The following is a 14,606-nucleotide window of genomic DNA, read 5'->3' on the forward strand; positions in this document are numbered from 1 at the left end:
CATGAGCAAGCACACGCCATAGGACAAGGAGGCCGCCGCCCGAGTGCAGTCCGCGGCGGCCAAGGACCCCGACAGCCCCAGCGCACGCGATGGTCTGGACCGCGAGGCGCAGTCACAGGCCGACCGCAACTAGAACGAACGTCAGGACGACGAGGACGACGCCTGAGTCGCACCTGCACTATCACGCACCCGCCGTCTGGCGCACCGCGGGCGCGTCCTGGCCGGCCTGGCTGATGGTCAGCTGCCTGTGCGGCAGCCTGGCCATCTCCCGCACCCGGTCGATGACGGCCGCGCAGTCGCTGCGGGCGTCGTGCCCGCCGCCCAGCGGCTGCCAGGTGTAGGACTGCCAGCAGTCGTGCCAGGCACCCCACCATAGGGCGCCCGCGCCCGCCGGGCCTGCGGGGAGACCATCCCGGCCATCGCCAAGGCTCTCGGGGTCGGCAGGTCGACGCTGTATCGGACGTTCACCGACGACGACCCCCTCGTTCCCGAGCCGGTCCGCGTCGACTAGGTCCAGAGGTCAGGCCTCCACCAAACCGGGTCAACTCCAGTCCCGTTCAGTCGGTGTGGCGATTACCGGCCTTGAAGATCCCGGCCGCCGATGCGGCGTGATTGCACTATTCGGGTGGAACCTTCAGCGGGCCGTCCGCGTTCTTGATCATGCTGCTTGCTGCTTGCCGACCACCTTGGGAGAGCCTTGGCATCTGTGTTACGCACACTCACATCGGCCATGGCCGTCATCGCCGTGACCGCCAGCTGTACGTCCACTCCCCAGGCGGCCGACTTCACGATCCCGGACCCTTCGCCCACGGGAGCCGGAACCACGGCTGCGCCGACGGCGGCCCCGGTCGAGGTCGCAACCGAAGAGGAGCCGGAGCCGGACCCCGCCATCGAGATCTGCGTACGGCGGGCCACCCTGATCCGCGTCGCCTACCAGTACTGCGACGATGCCGAACGCGGCTACGCCTGGTATTACCTCACCTACCATCGGAAGATCCCCGCGGTGGGCCGGAGGGCGGCGAAGGGTACCTTCAAGCGACCGAACAAGAGGATCCTCCAAGCGCGTGTGACGGGCGGGGTCGGCTCCAAGGCCGCGATCCACGACAAGGACCGAGCAGAGCGCCTAGAAGTCTGCGTGCGGACAACCAGCCGGATCCGGGTTCCAGACGGCAGGTGTGAGGACGCTGACGCCGGGTTCGGCTGGTACTACATCAAGATCAGCGAGCGTGTTCCGGCAGTGGGGAGACAGGCTGAGCACGGCTCGTTCCGGCCTCCGGGAACGATCACCTACCGCGCGGACAAGAAGGGCGGCGCCGGGACAAAGGCCGCCCTCGACGATGAGGAACTGTCCGACCTCGGCAGTGAGGAGAGCGACTCGTCCGGTGGCGTTGAGGACGGTTGGTCGGAATCGGATTCATCCGACTCCGCATCCGGTTTCGACAGTGATTTCTCGACCCGCAGACGTTCCGGCTGCTCCGGCTGTTCGGGAACCAGCGGCCGAAGCAGGTCCGGTCGCCGCTAGGACCTGGGATGCGTCCATGAAAGTGGTGTACGTAAGCCGATCCCTGAACGGACACTTCCGATCATGAGCGGTGAGCGGACGTGATCTGCGTCGATGCCGTCTCACATGAGTGGCCCGGTGAACAACTGTCCGGTGAAGGGGGTTAACCGTTACGCGACGGACCTGATCGCCCGGGCTCGTTCGCTCGGTAGGCGGTGCCGGGGTCTTTTCAGTCCGGGGCGGGAAGCGGTGGAGTTGGGCCGAGGCCGAGATAGCGGCCTGCCGCGGCCAGAGCCTTATGGATGTCGTCGCAGACCTGCCGGACGGCGGACGCCTCATCGGCTGCGGGGGCGTGGCCGAAGCCGATCAAGGCCTCGGCCGTGGTGCGGCCCCGGGAGATCCGCTCGCTGCGGGCGCCCGGGACGAGTTCCCCGAAGACGAGCAGTTCCTGCAGACCGGCGGCACGCCACCAGGCGAGCCAGTCCGGCGCCTGGTCGACGGCCCGGACAAGGCGGTCGGCGGCCTGGGCATAGGCGCTGTCGTGCGGCAGGCCGCGGCCGGTGATGCTCCAGAACGCCTGCAGCCAGTGCACCCCGGGGCGGGAGAAGTCAGGCACGAAGGGGGCAGGTGGCTCCTGCGGTTCGCCGCGCAGGGCCTTGCGGTAGGGCTGCAGGTGCTCCAGGAAGTTCGGCCAGTCCGCGGCCCGGACCTCGCTGAGGTGGTTGTCGTCGGGGCGGGTGGCTAGATCGAACGCGGCGGTGGCCAGCCGGCGCAGGTCGTCGGAGACGGCGAAGGGATTGCGGTCCAGCCAGTGATGCGCGGCCTCGTCAGGGGCGATCCCGGAGATGCGGGCCGCGATCAGGCAGGCGACGGCCAGGGCGGCCTCCACCTGGCCTTCTTCGGCGTAGTCGGCGTTGTCGCGGACGAACTCCTCGAGCACCGCGGTCATCGCCGCCGCGATGTCATCGTTTCCTTCCAGTTCCGCGATGGCGTCGGCGGCCTCGTCGCTGTCGAAGGGGCCTTCGAAGAAGGGCGTCCAGCCGTCCACGTCGCAGTCCTTCCCCAGGAGTGGAAGAGGCACGCCCTCACAATGATCCGGATCATCCGTGCAGGTGCGCGTGCGGGTTGCGGTAAAGCCCGGATCCGTGCGTCATGTCCCGTGTATCCGGTAGCTGTATGTGATCACCACTTCGCCGTGGCGCATCTGCTCCCGCTGGTCCGGGGAAGGATCCTCCACCAGGGTCGTGATGCGGTCGACCACGCTGTAGGCGATGCCGATCAGGCCTCCCGACTCGCGCAGGGGGAGCTTCACCCTCACCCGCCAGGCGACGGCGTCCAGACGCACGAGCAGGTCGGTGCTGGCGGGCGTGTAGACGATGTCGGTGAGCTCGCCCCGCCACGACCGGCCCTCGTGGTAGGCGTCCCACGCACTGGTGTCGCAGACCTCATAGAGCACGTACCCGTGCCGGTGCTCGCCGGGATCCTGGGGGCGCGGGGTCGTCACGATGTCGTCGTAGCCGCCGATCTCGGCCGACTCGGGACGAACCGGCAGGCCGTGGGCGGCCAGCAGCGCGCCCAGGGCCTGCCGGGTGATGTCGTAGTCCACCTTCAGGTGCAGTGGCGGGCGGCCGGGATGCTGCACGACCAGCAGCGCGCGCTCGCCGGTGAGGCCGATCCGGGCGAAGCGCAGGCCCGCCTCGGCGTTGAACCGCTGGATTCCTTGCACGTTCGCGATCAGGCCACAGGCCCGCCGCACCTGAGCGGTGTCACCGATACGCATGCCGCCCTCCGCCCACTGGAATGGATCTTGGATGAAGGGTAGCGAGCCGCAACCGAGCAAAGCCCGTCTTCCCCTGCGCCTTCCCGCTGTTCTGCTTCCTCGGAACCGGAAATGAGCTTGCTCCGCTTTGCCTCCTGCTGCTGCACCGTCCTACGGTCGGGCGAAAGGGCGGATTCCCGGCGGATACCGGGGCGACCCCATACCGACCCCCAGGAGGCACAGATCATGGACACGGTCGCTCCTCATCGCGCGCACAAGGAACACTCCGGCTGATGGACCGGCCGGTGTGGCTCCTCGACGTCGACGGCGTGATCAACGTCACCCGGCCCGGCGGCTGGGCAGGCATGCCGCGCCGCGGGACCGCCTACTCCGGTGGTGAGGTCTACCGCATGCGCTGGGCGCCGGCCCTGATCGACCGCATCCGCGCGCTGCACCGGGCGGGCGGCGTCGAGATCCGCTGGTGCAGCACCTGGTGCGCCGACGCCGATGAGGTGGAACGGCTGTTCGGCCTGCCCCCGCTGGCTCGCGCCTGGTCCGGCCGCCTGCCTGGTGCCGCCGCCGCGGCGGCGGTCAAACTCGCCGCCGCCCGCCAGGTGCTGGCGCACGGGCGGCGGCTCGTCTGGGCCGACGACGTCGAGGTGCCCGCCTGCGGACCGGTCTGTGAGGAGCTGACCGAGGGCGGCCGGGCCCTGCTGATCGCACCCTCACCCCGCACGGGCCTGCAGCCTGCTGACTTGGACGCCATCGAGGCATTCGTCGCCGCGTCGGAGGTCAGGGGCCCTGCTCCTACCCCGGGTTAGCGTCTCTGGGGAGGTGGCACACCGCCCTCGCGAGGAGTGACGGGCCGCAGACCGGAACCGGAGCCGCAATGCCCCATACCCGTGAACTTCACCGCCAGGGCGCCAGCTTCGACATCACTTCGGATGGCAGGGCCGGGTTGGCGGCCGCCGCCTCCACCACCCGCCAGTCGTCATCGGCGAGCAACTCGGCGATGACCTGAGGCGGCAGAGCCGGGTGAGCGGCGGCCAGAGGTCTGGCCTGCCGGTCCGCCAAGCAGACCAGCAGCGCCGGAGCCGTCGCGTTGCGGTGCCGGGCGATCTCCCGCAGCGCTTTGCGCACCGGCGGCTGCTGCCGGGCCAGGTCCTCCAGCAACGCCGGTGCGGCGTCCGGGTTCTTCGTCACCTTGGCCACGACCCGCGCTCCGTGCCGCTCCACCATGGCGCGCAGCCAGACATCCGGCAGGCCCGGGTGCGGCGCGATGGACTTGACCACCTTGGCGTCGGGATCGGCGGCCAGCGCATCGCGGATCTCGGGTGGCAGATCACGTCGTTCGGCCGCCAGCATCCGCACGGCCGGATCCGGTGAGGCGGCCAGTTCCCCGATCTCGGCGCGCGAGGCGGCGGCGATCCGCGGCAGCAGCGTGGAACCGATTGCGGTGCTGCCGGCCAGACGGGTGAGCACCTCCAGCGGCACGCGCGGATTGCGGGCGAGGCCGCGCCGTACGTCGGGGTCGGGGTCGGCGGCCAGTACGGCGATCAGGTCGTCGCCGATCGCGGGATTTTCAGCGAGGGCGGCGCGGACACCGGCTTCCGGGCTGGCGGCGAGGCGCTCGTAGGCCGCCGCAGGCAGATCGGGGCGGACGGCCAGCGGCCAGCGCAGCGGCATCGAGGGATGGTCGGCGAAACCGGCGACGGCCGCGGCGGGCGTGGCCGGGTTCCACAGTGCGTTCACCTGCATCTGATGAACGGTGGACCCGTGGGAGCCGTCGCATGCGGCGCCCGGCGGCAGGTCGCAGTCGAGCCTGGGGCATTGCGGATCGTGGATGAACGGCGTCTCCTTTCGGTCGCAGGCCAGGCACGACCGCGCCGGCGGCAGCCCTTGGCCGGTGATCAGCGCGGCCAGCACCGCCGGCGGTGCCGCCTCGTTGGCCGCCACCGCGCAGCGGACCCCGGCATGGGGATGCGCCGCGAGTCGAGCGGCCATGTCCGATGAGGCCTGCGACGCGAGCTCCGCGACGACCCGTGGCTCCGCGTCCGCGGCGAGGATCTCCTGCACCTCGGCGGGAAGGCCGGGACAGGCGGCCAGTTGCTCGCGGTGTTCGACGACCGGATCGGTCGCCAGCAGGCATGCCCACGCCGGGCGACCGGCACCTTCGGCGAGCAGAGCGAGGGCGGCGAGCGGCTGCGCCGCGGGATCGACGTCATCGGCCGTCACCAGCCCCCGCTCCGCGAGCCGCACAGCGCTCTGCTCGACGCGGGAGACCAGCGCAGCGGCCTGCGTGCGGGTGAGGTCCTGCCGCTCGGCCACCTGTGCGGCGATGTCGTCGTCGGCGGCCGCGATCAGCCGGTCGACCAGCTCGGGCGGCAGGGCCGGATTGGCGGCCAGGCCGCACAGGACGTGGTTCACGAAGACATCCTGCCCGGATCGTGATCACCTGGCGTGTGATTATTTCAACGCTGGTGGGGCCGCAGTCGGCCTCACCAGCGCTGTCCTGCCATCGACCGGCGCTGGAGGCCTCGCCATGACCGATTCCCTGCTGTCCGCCCTGATCGGCCAGGAGCTGGGGTCGGTGGTCTTCGTCCGCGACTACGTGCAGCTGGACTTCGACGGGCCGAGATTCACCCTGTTCGTCTGGCCCCAGGTCAGCTTGGACTCCGCGGTCCGTGTGATGGGTGATCCCGGCTACCGGGACGCATTGTGCGCCTTGATCGGCCATACCGTCCTGGCGACGACGGAAAACCCCGAGGCGGGACTCGTCGTCGACTTCGGGCGTGGTTCGGTGACGGTCAAACCGCAACCCGCCCATCTGGAAGGGCCCGAGATCGCGATGCTCAGCGGGTTCACCGACCGCGAAGACTGGATGGTGTGGCGTCCGCAGGAGTACCCCTTCGACGACCTGGAGTGGTCCTGACGCGTTCATAGCCACGTTCAGCCGTCGAAACGTCTCCACCCGTGCGCGGGACCACCAGCTCCAGCTGGGCGCTCTACGCGAGGCGCACTGCCGCGAGGTCGTCGAGGAGACCGTCTCTCCCGCTGCGTGAAGGAACTGCTGGTGTTCCTGGAGGACGAGCTCGCCTCGCACGGCATCAACCTGCACATCCTGCTCGGCGTCTGCGCCGGGGTGCACCGGCTCGGTGGCCAGTCGATCGCGGACAAGCTGCTGTTCCTGGTGGCGGCGATGGCCGCGGAGATGGAGCGCGACCTGATCCGCGAGCGCGCCCTGGACGGCCTGGCGGCCGCGGGAGCACTCACCGTAAAGCAGACGCTCCGCCGACGGGGAGGGTTTTCCGATCACAAGCGGGCACTTCCCCCTCCCGGCCGTCGCGCGCGATCAGCCGGCGATCATTCCCGGAAACGACGGTGGTCTCCAAGGGGGCAGTGCGCCACCCCGGATGACCCGGATCATTCGTAGAGGTGCGCGTGCGCGACCCGGGCCGCCCCTGCGCGGTCCCGCTGATGGTCTCGGTCCGGAGAACTCCATGCTCCCGATCACGGGTGACCGCTTCACCTCGATGACGGCGGCCATCACAAAGGCGGGCGCATGCCCTCCCACAGGCGTACCGCGCAATCGTCGCCGGCGGTGGCGAGCAGATGGCCATGCGGGTGGAACGCCACCGCGGCGACGGCGCCCGTGTGGCCGACCAGCGGCTCGCCGATCGCTTTGCCGGTGGCCGCATCCCACAGGCGTACGGTGCGATCGACGCTGGCGGTGGCGAGCAGACGGCCATGCGGGTGGAACGCCACCGCGGCGACGGCGCCCGTGTGGCCGACCAGCGGCTCGCCGATCGCTTTGCCGGTTGCTGGATCCCACAGGCGTACGGTGTGGTCGGTAGCGCCGGTGGCGAGCAGACGGCCGCCGGGGGAGAAGGCCACCGCCAAGACTCCACCGGTATGGCCGGTCAGTGGCCGGGACTTTCCGATCGAGGCGCCGGTGGCCACATCCCACAGGCGTGCCGTCGTATCGGCACTACCGGTGGCCAGGAGACGGCCGCCGGGCGAGAAGGCCACTGTCCAGATACCGTCCCTGTGGCCGGTCAGCGGTTGACCGGCCGGTTCACCGCAGGCCGGGTCCCATAGCCGCACCCGGTTGTCGAAACCGACGGTGACCAGGAGACGCCCATCGGGGGAGAAGGCCACCCCGTAGGCGGAATCGGTGTGGCCGATCAGCGGCTCGCCGATCGCGTTGCCGGTGGCCGCATCCCACAGCCGGGCCGCACCACTGTGGCTGGCCGTGGCCAGCAGGCGGCCGTCGGGAGAGAAGGCCATTCCCAAGATGGGGTTCTTATCCTCGGCCAGCGGCGTGCCGATGAGAGCGCCGGTCACCGGGTCCAAGCGCGCCACCCCGTGGGAGCCGGCTGCGGCGATGAGACGGCCGTCAGGGGAGAAGGCCACCGCGTAGATCGTTTTGGTGTGGCCGGTCAACGGCGCGCCCCGCGGCCTCCACTGGCCGCTGGAGGCAGGTTGCACCTCGAAGGCAGGTGCCTGAGCGTCCTTCAGCGCGGTCATCAGCTCCGCCACCCGGGCGACCAGCTCGTGGCGTTCCCGCTGCAGATCGTCCCGCTCCCGGCGGATCCGCTCGTTGTCCTGGCGCAGCATCGCGATCTGGGCACGGAACCGTCGTACCCGCTCCCGGACGGCCGTGTGCGGAAGCCGATCAGCGTTGATCATCCACAACCGGGCTGTTGCATCGTGGCCTCCGGTGGCCAGCAGGTGGCCGTCGGGGTGGAAGGCCACGGTCAAGACAGTGTCGGTGTGGCCGGTCAATGGTTCGCCGACCGGCTGGCCGGTGCCCGGGTCCCACAGGCGCAGCGTGCGGTCCCGGCTCGCGGTGGCCAGCAGGTGGCCATCCGGAGCAAAGGCGACCGCGAAGACGGGACCGGCATGACCGGTCAGCGCTTCACCGACCGGCTGGCCGGTGCGCGGGTCCCACAGCCGCACCGTGTGATCGTCGCTTCCGGTGGCCAGCAGGTGGCCGTCGGGGTGGAAGGCCACGGTCAGGACGGTGTCGGTGTGGCCGGTCAGCGGTTCGCCGACCGGCTGGCCGGTGGCCGGATCCCACAGGCGCACCGTGCGGTCCCGGCTTGCGGTGGCCAGCAGATGGCCGCCGGGATGGAAAACCACTGCGTTGACGGGGCCGGCATGGCCGGTCAGCGGTTCGCCGACCGGCTGGCCGGTGCCCGGATCCCACAGCCGCAGCGTGCGATCTCGGCTTGCGGTGGCCAGCAGGTGACCGTCGGGATGGAAAACCACCGACCAGACCGGACCGGTGTGGCCGGTCAGCGGTTCGCCGACCGGCTGACCGGTGGCCGGATCCCACAGCCGTACCGTGCGGTCCCAGCTTGCGGTGGCCAGCAGGTGGCCGTCGGGGTGGAAGGCCACGGTCAAGACGGTGTCGGTGTGGCCGGTCAGCGGTTCGCCGACCGGCTGACCGGTGGCCGGATCCCATAGGCGCAGCGTGCGGTCGCTGCTCGCGGTGGCCAGCAGGTGGCCGTCGGGGTGGAAGGCCGTCGACCAGACGGTATCGGTATGGTCGGCCAACGGCTCACCGATCGGGGCGGCGGTGGCGGGGAGCGCCGCAGAGACGGGGGCGGCCGCGGGCGCGATCGATGTCATCTGATCTTGGGCGTCGCGTACCGCCACCCATAACCGCCGGAACTCGTCCACGTCCCCGCCGAGGGCTTCCACCACCAGTTCCAGCTGTCCCCACCGCGGCTGTCGGGCACAGCGCAGCACTCCGTGCACGGTGGTGTGACTGATCGCCTTGCCGGTACGTCCCGCGATCTGGCGCGTGCTGGGTTCCCCGGCATGCCGGTGCAAGCGCCCCAGCCGGGCACGCAACTCCTCCAGCGCAACCTCTGCCGCGCAGAGCGGGGGGTGGGCAGCCATGGTGGGAACGATGCCACGCTGTCAGAAAACGTAAAGGCCTTTCCCGTCAACCGGCCGGAACCCGGCTGATCCTGTCAGCGCCCGTCAGCTGGTGTACCGATGCGTTCGCTCGGCGTAAGACCTTGGCGGAGATCGTCAACACCACCCCGGCGGGAGGGACTGTGGAGGCACGCCGCACCGATCCCGGCGCGGCCGGCGCGACTGCCGGGTGCATACCCGACCCGCGCTCCTCCCCGCTCCTGCCGTTGAAAGCGAGTGCATCATGACCCGGGTCCTCGACGTCCTCACCCAGCTGCTCCAGGTCGCCGGCGCCGGCATCGGCCTGTACACCACCGTGGCACTGGCCCGTCGCGCGCAGCACCGCCGCGCCCACCCGGCCGGGGACGAACGCGACCAGGACGAGTAGCGGCTGGAGGCGGCCGTGCGGGACGACTTGCCCTCGCACGGCCGCGGCCCGTCTTCGCCGCAGCGGAGGATCGGACCGGGCGGGCACGAGCCTTGCGCGGGTCTTCCTACCGGCCCCTCATGCTGGCGGGCTCCCCTCGGCAGCATAAGGGGCAAAGCGCCCTCCTCTGCTGCTGAGCCCGCGCGCATCAGCCGTGCCCGCAGGCCTGCTTCTGACCGAACCGGCACGCGCCCGGCAGGCAGAATGCCAGGCTGGTCGCATGGACAGTCTGAACGCCTCCGCCGTCGGCGGGTCGAGCCGGCTGCAGCGGATGGAGCTCGCCGACGCGCTGGCCGCCCAAATCGATGCGGCCCGGCACCGGCCGCCGCTGGAGCGGCCGCTGCTCACCTGGGCGGAAGGAGACGCGATCGCCTGCCTGCTCGATGCCTTGGCCGCGTCCGTGGCCGGTGAGCCGCTCGCCGAGCTGGCCGGTGAACTCGCCGGCCGGTTGCGCTTCCGGCTCGGGCCGCTGCCCGGACACGATCCGCAGCGGATGCTCGCCGCCGTGCTGGCGAGTGCGGAGCAGCGCATCACCGGCGCTCGGCCGACGGCGGGCGACGGGCCCGGCGGGTCTTCTCCGTCGCTGAGGGCCGGGGTTCAGCAGGTCGTGTAGTCGGCGCGGGTGGAGTTGTAGGCGCAAGCGTCGATCAGGCGGCCGTCGGGGCGGCGCACGGAGGCGGTGTCGCGGTCGTTGTTCCACACATACGCGCGCCTGCCCCAGTACAGGGTGGTGGCGGTGTCGCGGCCCTGGCCGGTGCGCAAGGTGAGCTTCTTGCCCGCGCCCAGCAGGACGTCGTCGCCGATCGTGTAGGTGTAGCCGGTCTTGTCGCGGATCGTCCAGCCGGCCAGGTCGATGGAGCGCCGGGTGGTGTTGGCGATCGTCACGTACTCCCCGTTGAGGCTGGTGTTACTGCGCCGGTCCACGCCCGGGGAGTCGTAGTGGACCCGGGTGATCTGCACGGCCGGGACAGCTGCGGCCTGGGCCGGCAGTGCGGGAGCCAGGACGGTGGCCGCGAGCAGGGACGAACCGAGAACCGAGAGCAGACGCACCAGGAAACCTCCAGGTGGAAGGGACGCAACGTCACTCAAGACGGCCCAGCTCGCGCCCGGGTTGGCCGGTGCGGCGGTTTCGGTTGGGGCTCCTGGTGAACGTGCGGCGCTCACTGCCACCGGAAAGCGGCAGACGGGGACCGGGGTCCGCAGGAGGGCGAGCAGGGCCTGCGGTGCGGCCCTCGGTCGGCTCCAGGCTCCAATTGCCAGGGGTAGGTGATCTGGCTCCAGGTGCGCGTGTCCAGGCGACGCTGGTGCGGCGGCCGCCGGGCCGCGGTCGCTTTCGGCCTGGTCGAGGTCGTCGGTCGTCGCCCGCAGCTGCGGGTCCGCCTGATCGCGTGGGCGAAAGAGGGGCGCCTGGCCGGTTCAGACAGGCGTGGCCGGGCGCCAGACCTTGGTCGGGGGCACCGGTGTGCTCGCGGCGGTCCTGGTGGCGCCGTCGAACAGCGAGTACCAGGAGCCGGGCGGGGGCCGGCTGGAGCCGTCACGACCAGGCAGGGGACCGCACGGGTGAGGATCGGCGGCGGGACTGTCGGGTCTGACTGCCATACTCGCCGCGATCATGAGGAGAGGGCCCGAGGAGAGCCGATGCGCACCGTCATGCCCGAGGAATACGCCTGGCAGGAACGGAACTGGGAGGAGATCTACACCGTCACCTTCGTCCGCGGCCTGGACGAGCGCGAGACGCTCCGGCGGTTCGGCGTGGCCGACGACGACATCCGGCCACTGGATGCCGAGGAGGTCATGGAGCGCATCGAGGAGACCGACGGCTGCTGCGACATGGTCCTGGCCGTTCGGGCCGGCGACTGGACGATCGCTTTCGAATACAGCGGCTGGGAGGGAACCCGGCCCGAGACGCTGCGGGAGGTGACCCGCGACGGCGGTGAGGCCGTCTGCGTCATGCGCCACGACTACGCCGCCTCGCACGACTTCACCCATGCCGCCGACGGCCGGATCCGGACGACCTTCGCCCCGCAGCGGCCCCAGGAACGCTGGGGCAGCCACCCCGACGCCCTCAACGCCGACATGCGCGAACTCGGCCTGGAACCCGAACCGGACGAAGAGTTCGCGTCCCTGTCCGGTCCCGTCTCCGTTTCGGCGGCCCTCGCCCTGGCCAGCCGCATCTGCGGGGTGCTGTTCACCCCCGAGATGCTGGACGGGCCGCTACTGGGCGGGATCATCACCACCCCGGCGCCCGAGGACCCCCCGACCGGTGACCCGCTCGCCACGCACCTGCTGCGCTCCTTCAACCGGGAGATGGCCGAGGCCATCGACGACGCCTCCCCCGGCCTGCAACGACGAGCCGCGATCGCCGAAGCGCGACGCCAGTGCGCGCTGGCCGGCGTGGCCGGCCATCCGGTGCTCACCGAGGCGCTCGCCCGGGCCGAACAGGGCCAGACGGCGCAGGTCACCGACGACTCTCCCCTCGCCCAGCTGATCCGCGTCTGGGAATCGGACCTGACCGGCCAGCCGATCGACACCGTTACCGGACAGTGGAGCGTGGACTCGTGTGAGCAGGCGCACCGGTCACCGGGCGGCCTCTACAGCGTGACCTTCGTCGACGCCACGACCGGCATGCCGACCTGCCCGACCTGCACACCGCGCCGCTACCCGAGCCAGCAGGAGCAGGACGCGGCCCGCCCGCGCTGGCAGGCGGCCTCCGCGGTGCGCGATGCCCTGTCCCCCGATGCCAGGACGGCCGCCTACGACATCCACCTCGCCCTGGTCAGCGCTGATCGGGTCATGGCCGATCCCGATCACGCGGCGGCCGTCATCGCGGCGCTGCGCGCCGGTTCGGTGTGAGCGGACCGCGTCCGTTGCGGGCTGATCCGGCGGGCACCGCCGCACGGGGACGACAGACCGGGGGCCGCCGGACCGGGGTGAGAGGGGTCGGAGGGTTAGCAGGTGGCGAGCATGGTCTGCAGCGCGGTCTTCTCACTGCTCTGCAGGCTCAGCTGCCAGTGGTATTTGATCTGGATCCACGCTCGTGCGTACAGGCAGCGGTTCTGCGGTGGCTGCCAGGCGGCCGGGTCGCGGTCGCCTTTGGCCTGGTTAAGGTTGTCGGTCATTGCCCACAGCTCGGGCCCGCCGAGGTCGTTGGCGAAGGATTGGCGCTTGGCGGTGGTCCAGGCGTGCGCGCCGGAGCGCCAGGCCTCGGCCAGGGGCACGATGTGATCGATGTCGACATCGCTCGCGGCGCTCCAGGTGGCACCGTCGAACGGCGAGTACCAGGAACCTGCGGTGGGCGCGCAGCTGGAGTTGACGACGACGTTCGTGCCGTCGCGCTTGAGGACCTGCTCACGGGTGTTGCAGCTCCCGGTGATGGTGATCCAGTGCGGAAACAGGTCCCGGTCGTAGGAGCTGGCGTTGGACTCGGCCGCCACGGTCAGGGCGGCCAGGCGGGTGGCGGCGGTGCTCGCGGTGGGGATGTTCGGCGGGGTCGCCGAGGCCACGGTGGTGGTCAGGGCGGTGGTGAGGGTCAGGGCGCTCAGGCAGGCGCCGGCTGCGGTGACGACTCGTCGCATGGCGAGCCTTTCTGTCCCCGGGGTCTCGGCCAGGACGAGGGGGAGGGTGTCCTGGTCAGGGGGCGAAACGCAGGAGACATCTCGGACCCTCCCAAGCCGCATGCGTGCCGCCCAGGGCGAGGTGTGACAAGCGGACGCGGCGTGCTTGGGCGTATGCTGCCGCTGCTGTGCCGGATGGGCTGGTGACCTGCGCGAGCACCCGGATCGGGAAGGGATCGGCAGGCAAGAACCGAGCCAAATCAGGCGTGACATCTTCATGAACAGCTCGGAGGCCTACGGCTGCCTCGCAGACTTTCAGGGCAGTCCCGGAGCGTGACTGCCCTCGAGGCCGTGTGCGACCCGACGGCGACGCTGCTCGGCCCGGCACTCACCTCGTCGGCCATGATGCCGGTATCGCAGCAGATCAAGTTCGGTCACCTGACCTGCCATGAACTGCTGCTCGTACGGCAGCTCGCTCCAGCAATCCTGTCGGCCGGAGCCGGGCTGCGCTACGACCCCGGAGGTGACAGCCGACACCCGGCAGGGCACGCGGACGGTGCACGAGATGCTGCGACGCCCACATGACAATCGAACATCAGTTCATTTACCCTGGGCGCATGCTGTTTCAGGGTTCACTGCTCGACCTGGGCGCCGAGGAGGGGCCGGGCCCCCTCACGGTCAAGCGCGTCCAGCTCGGCCGCGGCGCCTGGATCGATGTCCGGCCGGGCTGGATCTGCGGCGCCGACGCCCTGCTCGAACGGCTCGTCACCGGCGTGCCGTGGCGGGCCGAGCGGCGGCACATGTACGACAAGGTCATCGACGTGCCGCGCCTGCTCGCCTTCTACGACGAGGGACAGACCCTGCCCGATCCGATGCTGGAACAAGCACGGGCTGCACTCGACGCCCACTACGGCGCCGAACTCGGAGAACCGTTCGCCACGGCGGGGCTGTGCTTCTACCGCGACGGGCGCGACAGCGTCGCCTGGCACGGCGACACGATCGGGCGCGGCGGCACCGAGGACACGATGGTCGCCATCGTCTCGGTCGGCGCGCCCCGCGCGCTGCTCCTGCGCCCCCGCGAAGGCGGCGCGACGGTGCGCCACGACCTCGGCCACGGCGACCTCATCGTGATGGGCGGCAGCTGCCAGCGCACCTGGGAGCACGCCATCCCCAAAACGGCCAAGCCGGTGGGACCCAGGATCAGCATCCAGTTCCGCCCGCGCGGCGTCCGCTGACCTCGCCGCTTTCCCGGCGGCGGGACGCTGTGTCGATCACACCGTCACACAGACCTTTAACGGTCACCCCGCGACTTACGGAGGCCAGGCCGCTTCGCGGTCGCGGCGGCCTCCTCCGTCACGGGGCGGCCGTCTGTGCCGCCACGCTCCCGCGCCTCGGCCACTTTCCCCTCGCCGGATCGCTACTGGCACCTCCCGCTGATGG

At 70.8% G+C, this 14,606-nt stretch carries 17 protein-coding genes and 1 pseudogene; 11 read left to right on the forward strand and 7 right to left on the reverse strand.

Annotation, left to right across the window (positions count from 1 at the left end):
- Positions 1-89 precede the first annotated feature (89 nt).
- From HS048_RS35460 to HS048_RS35470, 3 genes and pseudogenes are all read left to right on the forward strand, one after another.
- Positions 90-341 carry a hypothetical protein gene (locus HS048_RS35460; protein WP_196470216.1) on the forward strand — a complete coding sequence of 84 codons (252 nt, stop codon included), beginning with the start codon at positions 90-92 and terminating at the stop codon, positions 339-341.
- 50 nt (positions 342-391) lie between these two features.
- Positions 392-511, forward strand: a pseudogene (locus HS048_RS39250) (helix-turn-helix domain-containing protein); the annotation flags it as partial.
- A 219-nt stretch (positions 512-730) separates the two neighbouring features.
- Positions 731-1,522, forward strand: a complete 792-nt coding sequence (locus HS048_RS35470; RefSeq protein WP_196470217.1) for a hypothetical protein — start codon at positions 731-733, stop codon at positions 1,520-1,522.
- A gap of 208 nt (positions 1,523-1,730) precedes the next feature.
- Here HS048_RS35470 and HS048_RS35475 read toward each other — a convergent pair whose 3' ends face one another.
- Entirely contained in the window at positions 1,731-2,582 is an 852-nt protein-coding gene (locus HS048_RS35475) for a DUF4259 domain-containing protein (protein WP_196470218.1), read from the reverse strand.
- 69 nt (positions 2,583-2,651) lie between these two features.
- Positions 2,652-3,281 (reverse strand): hypothetical protein, encoded by a 630-nt coding sequence (locus tag HS048_RS35480; RefSeq protein WP_196470219.1) that lies wholly within the window; start codon positions 3,279-3,281, stop codon positions 2,652-2,654.
- A 272-nt stretch (positions 3,282-3,553) separates the two neighbouring features.
- On the opposite strand from HS048_RS35480, the gene HS048_RS35485 reads away from it, so the two are divergent.
- Positions 3,554-4,081, forward strand: coding sequence for an HAD domain-containing protein (locus HS048_RS35485; protein WP_196470220.1), 528 nt, complete (start codon positions 3,554-3,556; stop codon positions 4,079-4,081).
- Between the two features lie 88 nt (positions 4,082-4,169).
- Here the strand turns inward: HS048_RS35485 and HS048_RS35490 are convergent, their stop codons facing one another.
- Complete coding sequence (locus HS048_RS35490; protein WP_196470221.1) at positions 4,170-5,687, reverse strand: hypothetical protein; 1,518 nt, start codon at positions 5,685-5,687, stop codon at positions 4,170-4,172.
- 115 nt (positions 5,688-5,802) lie between these two features.
- On the opposite strand from HS048_RS35490, the gene HS048_RS35495 reads away from it, so the two are divergent.
- Both HS048_RS35495 and HS048_RS35500 read left to right on the forward strand, forming a co-directional pair.
- Positions 5,803-6,192, forward strand: coding sequence for a hypothetical protein (locus HS048_RS35495; protein WP_196470222.1), 390 nt, complete (start codon positions 5,803-5,805; stop codon positions 6,190-6,192).
- Between the two features lie 87 nt (positions 6,193-6,279).
- Positions 6,280-6,693 (forward strand): recombinase family protein, encoded by a 414-nt coding sequence (locus HS048_RS35500; RefSeq protein WP_255529889.1) that lies wholly within the window; start codon positions 6,280-6,282, stop codon positions 6,691-6,693.
- A 113-nt stretch (positions 6,694-6,806) separates the two neighbouring features.
- Here HS048_RS35500 and HS048_RS35505 read toward each other — a convergent pair whose 3' ends face one another.
- The gene (locus HS048_RS35505) at positions 6,807-9,167 is read right to left on the reverse strand and encodes a WD40 repeat domain-containing protein (RefSeq protein WP_196470224.1); all 2,361 of its coding nucleotides are present in this window, start codon (positions 9,165-9,167) and stop codon (positions 6,807-6,809) included.
- Between the two features lie 262 nt (positions 9,168-9,429).
- Here HS048_RS35505 and HS048_RS35510 point away from each other — a divergent pair, with 262 nt between their 5' ends.
- The gene (locus tag HS048_RS35510) at positions 9,430-9,573 is read left to right on the forward strand and encodes a hypothetical protein (RefSeq protein ID WP_196470225.1); all 144 of its coding nucleotides are present in this window, start codon (positions 9,430-9,432) and stop codon (positions 9,571-9,573) included.
- Positions 9,574-9,832: 259 nt separating this feature from the next.
- Entirely contained in the window at positions 9,833-10,225 is a 393-nt protein-coding gene (locus tag HS048_RS35515) for a hypothetical protein (RefSeq protein WP_196470226.1), read from the forward strand.
- On the opposite strand, the gene HS048_RS35520 is transcribed toward HS048_RS35515, so the two are convergent.
- Together HS048_RS35520 and HS048_RS35525 are read right to left on the reverse strand one after the other, a co-directional pair.
- The gene (locus HS048_RS35520) at positions 10,210-10,662 is read right to left on the reverse strand and encodes a lamin tail domain-containing protein (RefSeq protein ID WP_196470227.1); all 453 of its coding nucleotides are present in this window, start codon (positions 10,660-10,662) and stop codon (positions 10,210-10,212) included. The genes HS048_RS35515 and HS048_RS35520 overlap by 16 nt on opposite strands.
- A gap of 366 nt (positions 10,663-11,028) precedes the next feature.
- On the reverse strand, positions 11,029-11,211 hold the full coding sequence (locus HS048_RS35525) for a hypothetical protein (RefSeq protein WP_196470228.1): 183 nt from the start codon (positions 11,209-11,211) through the stop codon (positions 11,029-11,031).
- Positions 11,212-11,250: 39 nt separating this feature from the next.
- Between HS048_RS35525 and HS048_RS35530 the strand changes: the two genes are divergently transcribed.
- Positions 11,251-12,465 (forward strand): DUF6461 domain-containing protein, encoded by a 1,215-nt coding sequence (locus HS048_RS35530; protein ID WP_196470229.1) that lies wholly within the window; start codon positions 11,251-11,253, stop codon positions 12,463-12,465.
- A gap of 95 nt (positions 12,466-12,560) precedes the next feature.
- On the opposite strand, the gene HS048_RS35535 is transcribed toward HS048_RS35530, so the two are convergent.
- A complete protein-coding gene (locus tag HS048_RS35535; protein WP_196470230.1) occupies positions 12,561-13,187 on the reverse strand; it encodes an HNH endonuclease family protein in 627 nt (208 codons plus the stop codon).
- Positions 13,188-13,499: 312 nt separating this feature from the next.
- Between HS048_RS35535 and HS048_RS35540 the strand changes: the two genes are divergently transcribed.
- Complete coding sequence (locus HS048_RS35540; protein ID WP_196470231.1) at positions 13,500-13,751, forward strand: hypothetical protein; 252 nt, start codon at positions 13,500-13,502, stop codon at positions 13,749-13,751.
- 32 nt (positions 13,752-13,783) lie between these two features.
- Positions 13,784-14,401 carry an alpha-ketoglutarate-dependent dioxygenase AlkB gene (locus tag HS048_RS35545; RefSeq protein ID WP_196470232.1) on the forward strand — a complete coding sequence of 206 codons (618 nt, stop codon included), beginning with the start codon at positions 13,784-13,786 and terminating at the stop codon, positions 14,399-14,401.
- Positions 14,402-14,606 lie beyond the last annotated feature (205 nt).

It is taken from the genome of Planomonospora sp. ID91781, assembly GCF_015711595.1.
In the GTDB taxonomy this organism is placed as follows: Bacteria; Actinomycetota; Actinomycetes; order Streptosporangiales; family Streptosporangiaceae; genus Planomonospora; species Planomonospora parontospora.

Excerpts from the sequence above, each read along its gene's own strand:
- HS048_RS35460 (WP_196470216.1), top strand. The coding sequence starts at position 90 with ATGGTCTGGACCGCGAGGCGCAGTCACAGGCCGACCGCAACTAGAACG.
- HS048_RS35470 (WP_196470217.1), top strand. The coding sequence starts at position 731 with ATGGCCGTCATCGCCGTGACCGCCAGCTGTACGTCCACTCCCCAGGCG.
- HS048_RS35480 (WP_196470219.1), bottom strand. The coding sequence starts at position 3,281 with ATGCGTATCGGTGACACCGCTCAGGTGCGGCGGGCCTGTGGCCTGATC.
- HS048_RS35485 (WP_196470220.1), top strand. The coding sequence starts at position 3,554 with ATGGACCGGCCGGTGTGGCTCCTCGACGTCGACGGCGTGATCAACGTC.
- HS048_RS35495 (WP_196470222.1), top strand. The coding sequence starts at position 5,803 with ATGACCGATTCCCTGCTGTCCGCCCTGATCGGCCAGGAGCTGGGGTCG.
- HS048_RS35505 (WP_196470224.1), bottom strand. The coding sequence starts at position 9,167 with ATGGCTGCCCACCCCCCGCTCTGCGCGGCAGAGGTTGCGCTGGAGGAG.
- HS048_RS35510 (WP_196470225.1), top strand. The coding sequence starts at position 9,430 with ATGACCCGGGTCCTCGACGTCCTCACCCAGCTGCTCCAGGTCGCCGGC.
- HS048_RS35515 (WP_196470226.1), top strand. The coding sequence starts at position 9,833 with ATGGACAGTCTGAACGCCTCCGCCGTCGGCGGGTCGAGCCGGCTGCAG.
- HS048_RS35525 (WP_196470228.1), bottom strand. The coding sequence starts at position 11,211 with ATGGCAGTCAGACCCGACAGTCCCGCCGCCGATCCTCACCCGTGCGGT.
- HS048_RS35530 (WP_196470229.1), top strand. The coding sequence starts at position 11,251 with ATGCGCACCGTCATGCCCGAGGAATACGCCTGGCAGGAACGGAACTGG.
- HS048_RS35535 (WP_196470230.1), bottom strand. The coding sequence starts at position 13,187 with ATGCGACGAGTCGTCACCGCAGCCGGCGCCTGCCTGAGCGCCCTGACC.
- HS048_RS35545 (WP_196470232.1), top strand. The coding sequence starts at position 13,784 with ATGCTGTTTCAGGGTTCACTGCTCGACCTGGGCGCCGAGGAGGGGCCG.